General features: G+C 61.8%; 11 protein-coding genes and 2 pseudogenes. 5 read left to right on the top strand and 8 right to left on the bottom strand.

Annotated elements, in window-relative coordinates; all coding sequences use genetic code 11:
• Positions 1-119: 119 nt before the first annotated feature.
• The 6 genes from E4V01_RS03520 to E4V01_RS03545 form a co-directional block, all read right to left on the bottom strand.
• Positions 120-2,264 (bottom strand): recombinase family protein, encoded by a 2,145-nt coding sequence (locus E4V01_RS03520; protein ID WP_158509733.1) that lies wholly within the window; start codon positions 2,262-2,264, stop codon positions 120-122.
• Positions 2,265-2,360: 96 nt separating this feature from the next.
• On the bottom strand, positions 2,361-4,316 hold the full coding sequence (locus E4V01_RS03525; protein ID WP_083530794.1) for a recombinase family protein: 1,956 nt from the start codon (positions 4,314-4,316) through the stop codon (positions 2,361-2,363).
• A gap of 675 nt (positions 4,317-4,991) precedes the next feature.
• The gene (locus E4V01_RS03530) at positions 4,992-5,312 is read right to left on the bottom strand and encodes a DUF6634 family protein (protein WP_083530795.1); all 321 of its coding nucleotides are present in this window, start codon (positions 5,310-5,312) and stop codon (positions 4,992-4,994) included.
• A 657-nt stretch (positions 5,313-5,969) separates the two neighbouring features.
• The gene (locus E4V01_RS03535) at positions 5,970-7,985 is read right to left on the bottom strand and encodes an AAA family ATPase (RefSeq protein ID WP_245517403.1); all 2,016 of its coding nucleotides are present in this window, start codon (positions 7,983-7,985) and stop codon (positions 5,970-5,972) included.
• Positions 7,982-8,647, bottom strand: coding sequence for a hypothetical protein (locus E4V01_RS03540; protein ID WP_245517405.1), 666 nt, complete (start codon positions 8,645-8,647; stop codon positions 7,982-7,984). Before E4V01_RS03540 ends, E4V01_RS03535 begins: the two co-directional genes overlap by 4 nt.
• A gap of 241 nt (positions 8,648-8,888) precedes the next feature.
• Complete coding sequence (locus E4V01_RS03545) at positions 8,889-9,653, bottom strand: hypothetical protein (RefSeq protein ID WP_083530797.1); 765 nt, start codon at positions 9,651-9,653, stop codon at positions 8,889-8,891.
• Positions 9,654-9,874: 221 nt separating this feature from the next.
• On the opposite strand from E4V01_RS03545, the gene E4V01_RS26660 reads away from it, so the two are divergent.
• On the top strand, positions 9,875-10,234 hold the full coding sequence (locus tag E4V01_RS26660; RefSeq protein ID WP_371688505.1) for a helix-turn-helix transcriptional regulator: 360 nt from the start codon (positions 9,875-9,877) through the stop codon (positions 10,232-10,234).
• On the opposite strand, the gene E4V01_RS03555 is transcribed toward E4V01_RS26660, so the two are convergent.
• The gene (locus E4V01_RS03555) at positions 10,206-10,445 is read right to left on the bottom strand and encodes a helix-turn-helix domain-containing protein (RefSeq protein WP_060769317.1); all 240 of its coding nucleotides are present in this window, start codon (positions 10,443-10,445) and stop codon (positions 10,206-10,208) included. The two genes, E4V01_RS26660 and E4V01_RS03555, sit on opposite strands and share 29 nt — an antisense overlap.
• A gap of 189 nt (positions 10,446-10,634) precedes the next feature.
• On the opposite strand from E4V01_RS03555, the pseudogene E4V01_RS03560 reads away from it, so the two are divergent.
• A pseudogene (locus E4V01_RS03560) lies at positions 10,635-10,954 on the top strand (transposase family protein); the annotation flags it as partial.
• 21 nt (positions 10,955-10,975) lie between these two features.
• Here E4V01_RS03560 and E4V01_RS03565 read toward each other — a convergent pair.
• Positions 10,976-11,166 (bottom strand): annotated as a pseudogene (locus E4V01_RS03565) (IS30 family transposase); the annotation flags it as partial.
• 104 nt (positions 11,167-11,270) lie between these two features.
• On the opposite strand from E4V01_RS03565, the gene E4V01_RS03570 reads away from it, so the two are divergent.
• The 3 genes from E4V01_RS03570 to E4V01_RS03580 form a co-directional block, all read left to right on the top strand.
• Positions 11,271-11,507, top strand: a complete 237-nt coding sequence (locus tag E4V01_RS03570) for an integrase core domain-containing protein (protein WP_371688507.1) — start codon at positions 11,271-11,273, stop codon at positions 11,505-11,507.
• Positions 11,508-11,819: 312 nt separating this feature from the next.
• Positions 11,820-12,659: a site-specific integrase gene (locus E4V01_RS03575; protein WP_245517406.1), complete on the top strand. Its 840-nt coding sequence runs from the start codon at positions 11,820-11,822 to the stop codon at positions 12,657-12,659.
• 91 nt (positions 12,660-12,750) lie between these two features.
• The coding region (locus E4V01_RS03580) for an HNH endonuclease (RefSeq protein WP_210234742.1) at positions 12,751-13,575 on the top strand (825 nt) is incomplete at its 3' end.

Below are 13,575 nucleotides of genomic sequence, written 5' to 3' on the forward strand. Positions count from 1 at the left end.
CATCGCCCGGCCGATCATGCCCCGGCAGCGGGCTCCGGACTGAAAAAGCCGGAAGCTGGATTATGACTGTTCCGGACCGGATTTTGCCGAACGAAGATGTTGATTGTCGCCGTCGCTTTTCAGACTGCGGCCGCGCGGCAACTCCAGGCAGTACGCTCCATCGTCGCGAAGCGCGATGTATCAAGGCCACGGATCGTCTGAGAGTCCGCCTCGACCAGCGCGTCGTAAGCAAGCCGCCAGTAGCCATTCTTCACGAAACGGCGAACCCGACTTTCGACGAGGGGGTCCGAGAACGGCGGCGGCAACGATCGAAGCCCCCGGTCGTTTCTCAAATAGAATAGCGCGGCATCCATGATCAGACGTCCGTCGTCGAAAGGCCAGTGTCCGATAACGTCGGTGAGGATGCGCCAATCTGCGTTCGTGAGTGAGTGCTCCTTTCGCTGAGCTTTGGCCAACAGCGACGCGTCAATCTCCACGAGATTGGCGCGCCTCGTCTTCGGCGGCGGACACACCCTACGGACGGTGACAGGATCCAGGCCGGCCAGCGGGATCCGATTGTTCCGGGTGGCGAGGGCGGAAGGCGCGAACGTGATCTCAAGCGTGTACCCAGCCTCGCCTTCGGGTTGATCGATCACGACCTTCTCGACGAGATCCCTCAAAGTTTGCACGAGAAGAAGATCGGCTTCGTTGGTTGCGACCATCGGCAGACGTCGAATGAGTTCGTCCATCTCGCTCCGCAGCGAGACGAAATCTACGGGTTCGGCGCGGGGCATCGATGCCACATTCGGAAGACTGGCCAGAGCGAGGCGGTGATCGGCCCGTTCAGCCGTCTTCCGCGCGCGGGCGCGTTCCAAGTCTTCGTCCGTACCACCTTTGTTAATCGAACGGTCGATGCTCTTCTCTAGCCAATCGTCGATTTTGACGATCCGGCGCAGACGTTTCTTCATCTCGCGGGCAACTTCCTCCTCAATACGGCGCAGCTGAGCCTCGTACTCACGGGCGTATGTCGAGAGATCGGCCGAAGTCAGGAGAGTATCCCGGATTTCGCGCAGCACCTCGCATTCGACGAACGTCGAACTTACACTGCGGGATCTGTCGCAGCGACCGCCTTCCGACTCTGCGTAGCAGCGGAGGCTCCGGGTCGCCGTAGCTCTTTTGAAACTTGCGGCCACGGATGCTCCGCAGACACAACGATACCGCCCGTGGAACAATAGCGTAGATTTCCCGCTGGCTTTTTCACGAGGTTTCCTGACACCTTTCTCATCGTTCATGCGTTTGAGGCGGCAAAGTACGCGCAACCATAGACCCCGATCGACGATGCCCCATTCCGGCTTGGCTCCGTACACCCAGTTGGTACTGGGCCGCATTTGTACTATCTTAGAAATATTGTCGAGGCGGCGGACCCGTTTCCTCTTGCCGTAGATGTACACGCCGACGTACTTGGGATTGCGGAGAATGCCGCTACCAGATCCAGCGGTTCCGATGATCACGGTGCGAGTCCATTGAGCCTTCCCCGACGGGGACGGGACGTCCTCGCTGTTGAGCAGGCGGGCGATCCGGGTAGCATCCACGCCGCTGTCGAAAAGTCTGTAGATCCTGGCGACCACGGCGGCTTCCTGCGGGACGACGACGAGTTCGCCGACGTCCGCACCGCAGCGGTAGCCATATGGAATTCCGCCGAGATGGCGGCCTCTCAGAGCTGAGCGCCATGCGCCTTGGCTCATAAGCCGGAGCATTCTCTCCCGCTGCTCCATCCCTATGAAGCCATAGAACACGGCGTGGACGTCATCGACCGGGCCGACGCCTCCGCTCGTGACATGTATCTCGATGCCGAGCGCCTTCAACTCCTGGTAGATCTGCAGGACATGGGCTACGTTCCGCGAGAGCCGATCGAGATGTTCGCAGACCAGCTTGTCGAACCCTTTGCCGCCCTCACGGGCCAGCAGGCGCAGCGCGGCCAGATCGTCCCGGCCTTCGAGATAGAAGCCCGATTTGCCACGATCGACGAAAAGATGGCCGGATGCTACGGGCGTCATGCCGTTCAGACGTGCATAGGTTTCGCACCCTTCGATCTGACGATCTATACTAGTTTCCCTCTGTCCTTCGGAAGAATATCGGCAGTAGTACACGCATCTATCGCCGGCAACCATGGCTGGCGGCGCCGGGGCGTGCATGGCGGTCCACGCCTCGGGCAGCAGGTCGGCGACGGATTCGGCCGATCCATGCGGTATATGTTTGGGCATCGCGACGATCCAGTTCAGCATGGAGCACGCGCCAATCATGCTGCCTGGGTGCCATGGCATCCGGGCAGCCGAGCGCAGCTTGAAGGGAGAAGTTCGGTACCGGTTTCTTCGATTGTTTCAGGCCGAGCGGCGCGCCGCGAAGCGGTTTCGATCGATGTCCCGGACTAGATCGGAACCCAACGCATCCAGTGCGGCGAGCATGCGCGGCCAGAAGCCGAACTTTCGGATCGGTCCCATCTGTAGCACCCTTCCGGCGTAGCGTTCAGGCAGCATGTTGATTGGCATCCCGGTACGGGCGACGAAGATCAGAGCCTCCGCATAGAGACGATGACCGCCCTTCAGCCGTCCCATGGGCTCGAAGAGGTGTGCGACAGCCGACCATTCCCGCTCTGTGAAGGCGTACCGTCCGGCCGCCGCATCCCGATGATGCTGCAGAACGGCTTCGGGTCGCCGGATGATGCCTCGAGGCGGCTGAGGGCACGGACGTCCGATCCACCTGACGGAATCGGGCTGCGGCATGTCCTCCTTAAGCCCCGCGCCGAGCACGCCGAGCAGGAAGCGCAGCTCGATCTGCCCGTTTCGCCGTTCGACGACCATGCGGGGGACGAGTTCGTGCATGCGCGAGACCGCTGCGATCTCCTGCGGATCGGTCGTCCTGTACGGGACCTTGACAATCATGCCGGATATAAGTGTTCGCAGCGCTTTCGCTTCGGTTTCTTCGAGGCGCAGCCCCGTCAGCGAGCGCAGTTTCTCCCGCTTCTCCCAAAGATCGTGGAACTCGGCTTCCAGCGGACCGACGATGGCGGAGGCGATCGGATCGTCATGGAACTCGTCACCGAACGAGTCCAGATCGGAACCGATCTGGTCAAGGCGCATCTGCAGAAGCGAGCACTCGGCAGTTGCCTCCAGATTCATCTTCTCGAGGCACTTGGTACGTACGCTATCCCAATGGGAGAAACGCGAAGGCTCCAGAACTTCGTCGAGGAGCACGCGATAGTATTGCCTCTCGGCTTCGTCCTTCGGAATCCCTGTACCCTCAGTGCAAGGATCCCAATGCGGCTCCTTGGAGCAGATGATCCAGCTTCCGCTTCGCGTCATGGGCATGCCGCAGCTGCAACGGACCTTGCCGGTCAGCAGGCCCACACCCCTACCCTTTCCCCAGGGCAGAGCTGCGGAACGGCTCAGCTTTTCCTGGACCCGATCAAACAGCTCGGCATCGACGATGGCGAGGTGCGGCGTCTCGATCGTGATCGGATCGTTCGTTCCCCGAGCCCAGGTCCAGGTGCCTTTGTAGACCGGATCCTGAAGAAGGCCGTAACCGTTCCGGCGGTGCAACTGACTGATCGCCCAGGGACGCCCTCGGAGCGCTACGACGCCTTCGGCCTTGAGGGCCTTGACGAGCTGTCGGCGGGTCATCCCTCCGTCGATGCGCTCGAAGCATCTTCGGACGATCAAGGCTTGTTCGGTATTGACGACAAACCCGCGATCATCGGGAACACGATCATAGCCGTACTTCGGTCGACTGCCGATCATGCTGCCGCTCCGTGCAGCTCGACGGCGGCCGTCGTTGATCCGCTCGACGAGCGCATCGAGCTCCTTCTGGTGCTGAAAGGAGCTCAGGATCATTTCGCTTCCCGAAATGCTGCCCCGGGTCACGACGTGGATCGTGATGCCCAAGCTCTCGAGTTCGGCATGCATCACGGCGGCATCGGCCACGTTGCGCGTCAACCGTTCGAGTCCCTGCACGACCAGAGAGTCGAACAGCCCGGCTCTTGCCGCTGCCAGCAATGCATGCAGCGCAGAACGTCCGGCCATTGTTCTGCCGGAACGGTTCCGGTCGATAAAAATGTGACGTTCGGGATCGAGGGACGCGCCGATCACCCGGCAATATTCTATTCCGGCGCTAATCTGCCGTGCGATGCTCACAAAGTCCGGATCCGAAGACGATCTTCGAGCATAGATGGCTGCTCTAGGAGGACCATCGCGGCCCGTGTCGGACGGTGCGCTATGTTGGTCGACCCAATCGGTCAGGAATGCCGGAATGCGTCCCACTTCAGATGTATCGTCATGCATCGTGCGAGACCTTGCAAGGCGCGACCTCGATCGTACGAATTAACGATGCGGAGATCGATCGTCGCCTGTTTTCAGAAAACTTCCGCTCATCCCGGATGAGCTTCTCGCTCGTTCGTTGAGGCGCGCCGACAAGGCGTTCATCATGGTCTTGGGGCTTTCATCGCCATCTTCGGACGGCGTAGATGCCTCGCCGGTTATGCAATGGCAAGCAGTCAAAACGGTTATCTGCACTTCTATTTATTCTGGATAATGATCCATAAACATTATATCTCGAAATATTCATCCTCCTGTAGTTCGAAGGAGCAGGCTTTCGGAAGCTTTGTCGTAGGGCACCTGCACTCGTATCGCCCGGATTTTAGCCGATCGCTGTAATCGTTCCAGGCACGCCAGCGCGCAAGAGCCTCGATAAACGTAGGAGGGACTGCGTCGGAACTTATTGGTTCTCCGTGTCGATCTGGGTCCGGGTTCCGATGCACGGATGGCTTGTCGCCGGAACTTCGGAAGGGCCGGATGGTCCGAGTATTGATTGCGGAGTGCGATGCTGGATCCCGCGTCGGATCGACGATTTCCCAGACTGTAGGAGGCTTCCAGATCGTCGTCGGCCTATCCGTGAGAGGCGACTGCACGACCTCGGTCGGCGTCTCGTCGGAACCGCTTCCAACCTGTCCGCGCCGGTCAGGCATTGCGGTCTCCGAGGCGGTAGAACCGGGAGAAGGTTCGGGCATAACCTGCGAAGGGATCGAAGGTTATTAGCCCGCTGGTCCTGCACATCGCTCCGTCGGCGATCTCCGGATGACCAACGACGATGCCTTGGAGATGAGGGATGGGGGCGATGAAGACGCGCCAATCCAACAGGAGCGGAGCATCGCGGAGTTTCCTTTCGTCGGGATGCTGGCCTTCAGAGATGCATTCCAGATCATCGGCGAGCGAGCGATACTTGCAGGCTAAGCGACGGAGACAGGGAAACGGTCCCGGCCCGGTGTTCAGAATCGACATGCCATCTACTTCCTCTTCGGGTCATGGAAGGTGTCAGCCCGAGGCCTCCGTTCTCGCGGCGGCCTCCACGGGGGCGGGTTGGACGCCGGAGGTACGCGGTCCCACACGCGGTATCGGGTCCGATCGATCGCCGAACGGGTTCCGAAGGAATCCCGTGAACTCACGGCCCTCCGGCGCGCACTTGAGGATCAGTGTCTCAGCGAGGCGGTCGAGGCATGATCTTCTGCGAACGGGTACCGACGACGCAGCCTTCGACGCGCGGGCGATGTTCTCCTCTACGGCGGCGGACATGTCCGAAGGCATGGCGTCGTGGTGGACCGTCAGCCGATCGGCCAAGCCCAGTTACGATGCATGTCGGTGCAGATCCGGGTTGCCGCTATCGGATCCGCGGCCCCGCCGATGCCGGCGGCGCCGAACCCAAACATCCCGGCCGCACTGTCCGCGAGGTAGACCGCGGGAAGATCAAGAGGATCCGCGGCGCTCGGATACGAGGTATTGCACCGGACTGCGGCCTTTCCCCCAGCCTAGCCGGCAACATGCAGGGCGGTCTTTCCATGCGTGGAACCGAGAGCTTGGGCCACCACGGCGTGCCCGCCTTCGTGCATCGAGGCACGAAGATCGTCGATCTGCGAACATGATCCCACGTCAGTCCGGAGATCAGTGCCGAGCGAGTCCTTGAAGGAGGGCCTCGACTTCCGAACCATCGAGTGCACGTCTTTCCAACAGAGCATGCGCAAGGCCCTCAAGCTGGTTGCGTCGGTCCAAGAGGATGGATGTTGCGACTCGAGAAACTTTGCGTAGATCGCGTTCAATGGCAGCAGCGGCCGCTTTAGGCACCGAATTGGATGCGTCGGCTGCGATCCGCCCTCCCAATCCCCAGCTGCAATGCATGTTGCGGCACAGAGTCGTCGCTTCGGCGAGATCGGTTGCAGCTCCCATGCTGGGAGCGCCGTACACGATCATTTCTGCAGCACGGCCGGCAAGATAGACGGTCAGTAGATCGCACAAGCTGTCTCGGGTTGCATATCTGCTACGGAAGCGAAGTCCGGTCATGCCGCCGATCTCGGAAGTGGAATGAAGTTCTACTTCGCGCAGCCGGAATCCGAGAGCGTGGGCGACGACTGCGTGACCGGATTCGTGCACTGCCGCGCGCTTGTCGTCGGCGCCGGTTGCGGCCGAGCCACCGATCTCCCGCAATAGATCCGCGATCGTGACGGCGCGGTTGGCTCGTCGCGCGCCGGCACGGGCGCGACGCACCCAAGCGGCACAGTCTGCTCCTGTTCCACCCAGTGCGCACCGCGCCGCTTTCATCAGGTCGATGTTGCGGAGATCCCCGCCGAGATGGTGGCGCAGGATCGCAGCGAGGTCGACGACACCAGGTAGCGAGATGGTGATGCACCGATCGAAGCGACCGGAACGGAGTACAGCAGAATCGATTAGATCCCGATTATTGGTGGTCCCGACGAGGAGCACTCCATCGCGGCCTTCGCTGCCGTCCAAGCACTCCAGCAGTCCGTTAACTACTTGGACCGAATAATGGCGGTGGTGGGCGGCAAAGCAACTTCGGTCGCCGAAGGAGTCGAGTTCGTCGATTAAGGCAACGCAGGGAGAGGATTTTCTAGCCGCATCGAAGTAATCTCGCATGGCTTTCAATGTCGTGCCCAGGTGGGCCTCGCCGGCCGACTGCCATTGTGCTAGAGAGCCGGCGAGCAGTGGTACGCCTGCTTGGCAGGCGAGAGCGTGTGCGAAGATGGTTTTTCCCGTTCCCGGCGGACCCACCAAAAGGGCTCCAGGGTCGCAGGCCGTCCATGGAAGCGCGTTCTGGGCGTAGGCCGCCAGATCGGCAGCCGCTCCCATGCCCCATTCCGCTGCTGCGCCATAGCCGGCTAGGTCCTGCAATCGCGGCCCGTCCGCGATGCGCCGGCGCGACATCCGCGCCTTCACGACGTCGGAGAGGCGCTCGACCGATCCATCGGCGCCTCTAGCGGAGTGCACCGCGACTCGAAGGTCGCCCGCCTCGACTGCGGACGCGACCTCGCTGACAAGGGAGCGACTTGGCCGACATCCGACCACATGCTCCACGACGAGGTCCACCGCTTCCGGATCGAAGCTGCCGACGACCAGCCGATCCTCGCAGGCCCTCAGGAGGTCGCCCGGTAAATGCTCGTGCGTGGACGACGCTACCCCGATCAGCGGACGTTGTTCGCGGAACGCCTGAGCCGTGCGGCGGTCGCTCGGGCAGCCTGCTAGGACAATTTTTGCACTAGCAGTGACGACGACGATTCCCGTTCCGGTATCGCACTTCAGCCTAGCTCCGCGCCGGTCGCTGCTCGAAGGCCTTGCTTGGCCAAAGCAGTCGATGAGCGCCTCCGCCATCGGATCGATCCAATCCTGCTGAGGAACTTCGACGATCAGGACAGGCGCGGCGCTCTCCATCCTATCGAAAAGGCCGTTGCGCGTCGCGAGGGCGAGGCCAAGAAGGACGATCGCACCGACTACGTCCGGATCGTGTGGGAGTGGATCGTCGTTGACGCTCCCGGCGAATGCCTCCGCGGCCGCAAGTGCCGCGCACCGACGGCGCAGGAGTCGTCGGACGACTTCTGGTCCGTCCGGATTGATCCGACCGAAGCTTGCCCTTGCAGTGCCCGCCCGCTTTCGGATCTCCGGTTTCACGGCGCGGATCCTTCCTCGCAGGCAGGCACCTCGACCAACCCGGGACATGCGAGCTCAATCATGATCAGCACCTCCCGCGAAATATATTTCGGCGGAGCCGAGCTTGCGGGGTTGAGCCGTTTCCTCAGCCTCGAGCTGATTAGTTCGGTGTTGCCGCTCCGGCGGATGGCGCATTCGATCCCGGCCAGTGCGGCCGACCGCTCCGGCTCTCTAATCGGCAACCCACCCAGCAACAGAACGTGGCGGCTGCCGCATCGACCGGAACCTGCGCCGAAGGCGCGGAGGCGACGTCGCCAATCTACCGCGGGCAGTAGCTGGACGGTGGTCCGCCGCTGGCTATCGCAGCCGATCAAGAGACAGGCCTGGATCCTGTCGCGGAGGCAGAACTCCATCAGAAGCCCGACGCCGGATATCGGGGCGAACACGATCCACGCCGTCGATCCTTGCAGTCGGAATGCGAAACGCCCGAACGGATCACCAGCAAGTCTCAGCTCGTACGTGGGATTGCCGGCAGATGGTCCGAGCCGGACGGGTGTACCTCCACACTCGGCGGCATGGCGCATCGCGAGCCGCGCCGCCGACGCCGGGGTCAAGACGCCGTCACGGGCGAGCCAAGTCAACCGATCGACGGTATCATCGCCGATGCCAACCAGCTCGCTCAATCTGATTAGAAGCTGTCCTTCGGGGCCGACACCACCAGGTGCAGTGGGACGTCGGCTCGAAAGCTTCCGAACCATGTCACTGACTGTCCGATGCCCCGATCTCCCGTGCAGCTTGCCGACACAAGGGCGACCCGTCGGGAATTCGACCACGATTCCTCTGCCGACCATGATGCGAACTCCACCTGCGGGGGGGGTAGGAGGGGGCAATGGCTCCGGACATCGAACGCGTCCGAGCCATCCGCTAGCGTGGATACAGGGGTACGGCCGTAGCTTCGATTGAATTGGATGGATCCTGCTCGTCATTCGCAAGCATCCGCCACCCGAGGCCAGCCCAATCGAAACTCTCGGTATCGCGTCCGATACGAACGATACTCTGCTCGGCGATCTCCGCAGTGAGATCGATTTCGAGGTATCCTCCGAAGACGAGTCCGAAGATTCGCTCTTTTGCAAATGGGCTACCAAGAGCGGTCTCGCAGGCAACGAGCGAAGCCTGCCCACCATGCTCCTCAATGCACCGGATCGCCGAACCTGCATCACCCCGGATCGGGACAAGTTTGTCGTGGAAAATTCGGTGGGCGTTGCCGAGGCGGGGTTCCGCCTGGATCTCCGCCGGCGGTGCGATTAGAGTCAGATGCCTATGCGCCGGAACACGCAATCCGACCGATAGTGCAATGCCGTGCAGCCTTGGATGCGTCCAGGTACGGTAGGTCGGAACGATTACGTCATACACGACATCCCACGCACGAAAGCGGACTGCTGTGACTGCATCCTCGCCAAGGCCGGCTTGCGCGAGCCGTTGGCAGAGTTCCTGCTCGATGCCAAGACGGATGGCGCCATGCACAACCGCCAGGACCGATACCTCGTATCTAAGTCGCTTGGTGTTGCTGTAGCCACGCCGAAGCCGCCAAGCCAAAGAGGAAAGAGGACGCACGCGCCGCCGCGGGAAGCAATGATTTGGAAGCATGAGGCGACCGTCGATCTCGGCCGTCTTGGGACGACCGCGCATCCGCGGATGTCGATCGAAAGGGTTCCGCTACGCTGCACGATGCCGTGCATGCATGCGCGCTCCTTCACTCGAAGGAACGACGCGGCTTATCTTGCTTGACGAAGCCGCTGATGCAGCCGATCTTGAGAGAATCGGATGTCGCTCCGATCCCGCCGGCCTTGAAGGTTAGTTTCCGGCGTGAAAAGCCACGCCGAATCTTCTGCTCGACCTTGTAGACGAAAATGCACATTGCCGTCAACCCGAGCGAAAACTTCAATTTTCTTGGCGCGCGGCACTTCCGTGCCGCGCGCGTCCTCCTGGACTGGACTCAGGAGGACCTCGCTCGAAACGCTCGTGTCGTTCGGCGCACTATCGCGATGCTGGAAAGTGGCGATTGCCGGACTCAGCCCTGCAAGGTGCGAGCGGTGTTGGCGGCCCTTCAGGCAGCCGGTATCAGTTTCAAGTGCGGTGCTGACGGCAAGGTCAGTCTGATCGATGCGAACGCGCATGCTGGCGTAGATCGCGCCCCGCCTCGCTGCGGCTCAGGCCGCTCCGAGCGCCTGCGGACGAGAGTCAGCGGTCGGCGTCCGGTCGCCGTATGAGTTGCCAGGGCTCGAGCCGGAGGGCCTCGGCCAAGCGCTCAAGATTGTCGATGGAGAGATTTCTCAAGCCGCGCTCGACGCCACTCAGGTAGCTGCGATCCATCTCGCAGAGATCCGCGAGGGCGTCCTGACTGAGCCTCTTCTCGGCCCGGATCCGCCGCAGGTTCGTTGCGAGGATCTCCCGAAGAGCACCTGGGTGGGTTCGTTTCACGCGCGCATCGAGCGCGGCTGTGGACGATAAGGCGACGGACTTTAAGTCACATTCGCATCTTCTCCTTCTACTGCAGCGACCTATGGAGTGATCCACCCCCACTGAAGTGGTTCATCTCCGAGTTTGGTGGATCGAGGTGCGTGACGGTTAGGGTCTTGGCGTGGTCGGTTCAGCCTCGCAGACCGGGGCATCACCCAACTCTTCCCATTGCCTGGCTGCCGCCTCGTCCGCGTCGCGCGAGACGGCCCGTCGCCCTCACCCTCGTCGCCGAAGCGAAGCCCGACCACGCCCGCTGCCCGACGCCCCGAGCAATCAGCACGTCGGTCCATAGCCGGTATCGGCGCCGGCCTGCCGATTTGCCGGCTGGCGGCAAGGCCGTTCGGCTGCAGTTGGAGGTTCGGCGCTTCTACTGCTGCGACCCAGCCTGCCCCCGCCGAACCTTCGCCGAATGGTTCCCGAAGCTACTCGTCCGCCATGCCCAACGCACCCGCTGGCTGGCCGGGGCGCAGGACGTAAGCCCCGCGCTTCGCGCCGCTCTCCGGCAGACGCTTTTCCTCGACCGGCGGCGAGATCCCGACCTTCATCGCTGCGTCCTCGCTCGAGAGACCTTGGGCGATGAACGCCCAGAATTCCCGTCGCGGCTCGCGCAGACCAACCCGGGACGACCTGGTGACCGCAGCTTCTCTCGAAGACACCGATCCGAACGCCGCCGACCTGCCATCACAACCGACCTCCACCAAGCCGTTGCGACGACCACTTGAATCCACCCAGTATGCCTCCGCCGCCTACCGGAAGGTGCTGGCCGAGCATGGACTGGTCGGCTTGATGGGACGCCGCAGCAATCCTTACGACAACGCCAAGGCTGAGAGCTTCATGAAAACGCTCAAGGTCGAGGCAGTGTACGTGACGGAGTACAAAATTTTCGCCGATGTCGCGGCTGACCTTCCGCGCTTCATCGACGAGGTCTACAACATCAAGCGGCTGCACTCGGTACTCGGCTACCTGAGCCCCGTGAAGTTCGAGGAGCAACATACCCGGCAGCGAAGCGAACCTCTCGCGTGACGCTGTATGCCGACAGGGGTGCACTCCAATTATAGGGCCTATCGCGGGAAATTTGTGGATCGTTAGGATTGGAGCGGCTAAGCTCTCGCCATGGAGCTTGACGCCGTCGATTCCGCTTCCGAACCGACCCGAGACGCATTCTCCGCGCCCGTCTCGTTCGTTGACGCGCTGCCACCTAGCCTTGAGCTTCTGATCGAGCGGTTGGAAGAGCACGCCAGTGCCGCGCGCGGGGCCTTCGCCGATAACATGGTCCGCGCGGTCGCCGCCGACAGCCGGATCTTCGCCGCTTGGTGCCGCGAGGCGGGGAGGGCGATGCTGCCGGCGACGCCGGAGACGGTCGCGTCCTTCATCGACGCGCAAGCTGAGACGAAGGCGCGCGCCACGGTCGAGCGCTATCGCTCGTCGATCGCGGCTTTGCACCGCGCGGCCGGTCTGCAAAACCCGTGCGCCGACGAGATCGTCCGACTCGCGGTGAAGGGGATGAATCGGGCCAAGGGTCGGCGCCAGAAGCAGCCTGGGCCGCTCAACCGCACCAGCATCGGGCGCATGCTGGAGGTGAAGACGCCCGGGCGGATGCACCGGCGTGTGACGGAAGCCAAGCGCGAGGCGCCGCTGGTCGCGCTGCGCAACGCGGCGCTGGTTGCGGTCGCATACGACACGCTGCTGCGCCGGTCCGAACTTGTCTCGTTCTATGTAGGGGATTTGCACAGAGGCGTCGGCGGTTCCGGCACCGCGCTGGTGCGGCGCTCAAAAGCCGACAAAGAAGGGGAGGGGGCAATCAAGTACCTCGCCCCCGACACCATGGAGCACATCGCTGCTTGGCTCACGGCTGCGCGGTTGGAGAGCGGGCCGCTGTTCCGGCCGCTAACGAAGGGTGGGCAAGTCGGTACTGGCGCGCTCGGGGGAGGGGAGGTGGCGCGGGTGTTTCGCGATCTCGCCACGGCCGCCGGATTGAAGCTGGCGCGGCTGCCCTCCGGGCACTCGACCCGGGCCGGGGAGACCCAGGACATGTTCGCGGCGGGGTTCGAGTTGCTTGAGGTGATGCAGGCCGGTTCGTGGAAGACGCCGGCGATGCCGGCCCGCTACGGTGAGCGCTTGCGAGCGCAAAGCGGAGCCGCAAGAAAACTCGCTACCCTCCAGAACCGCGCCTAAGAGCCTCGCTAGCGCCAAGCTAAAAACGCTTTCCCACGCTTGGGTGCCCGTCTGGTGAAAGAAGAGCTATTTTCGACGTGAGTGCCATGTGATGCCTGATACGGAAGATTGGTGGTTCAAAACTCGCCTTGCAAACCGTTACAAATTCGCGGAACTGCGGCCCTACAATAATCCACCTTATGGCGAAGAGTTGTGGTCACTTGTTTGGCGGCTGACGGAGACGCAGGCTGAATCGCCGCTTCGTGATACTGAGATGAAGGACATCGCTCGGCAGCGTCTAACTGGATACATTGTGTCACGCCTTCTCGCCGAAGCTTACCGCATACGAACGGGCTTTCCTCATGGCCCCCTGAGCGACACTATGGAGCATTGGCTGACGAAACTCCTTGACGAAATGATTGAGCGAATGCTGGACACCTCCGAGGTCGAAAAGAATCAAATTTCGGATCTCCTCTCAAACATCACGAGGCGCGTAGCGCTGCGACATGGAGAGCCGTCTGACAGTCAAAAGAATGCAATCGCGACGTTTGCTGAGACCAATGGTCATCGCTGCTATCTCTGTGCAGCGCCCCTGAATTACAGCGATTTTGCAGAAAATTTGAGTCAGCACTTGCCTCTCGAGGAGCAGGAGGAACTCAAACAGAAACACAATAAGCGACGTTATGAGCTCGAACACATCTATCCTGCCTCAAAAGGTGGAAGCCGGTCGCCCTACAATCTATCGGCCTGCTGCAACGAATGTAACAAGTTCAAGGCGAACATGACGACTTTTGCGGAATTGCCGATCGAAACGATGCTCGTATCGTCGGACAAGTCCGATCGAGTTCGTGAGACGTTCGGAAAGCGACAAAGGTTCGGGCTGTTTTGGCGGCAGCACGGCCGTTGCAAATCGTGTGAACGGCCATTCTTCCAGCTA

This window comes from Methylorubrum sp. Q1 (genome assembly GCF_004683995.1).
Lineage (GTDB): Bacteria > Pseudomonadota > Alphaproteobacteria > Rhizobiales > Beijerinckiaceae > Methylobacterium.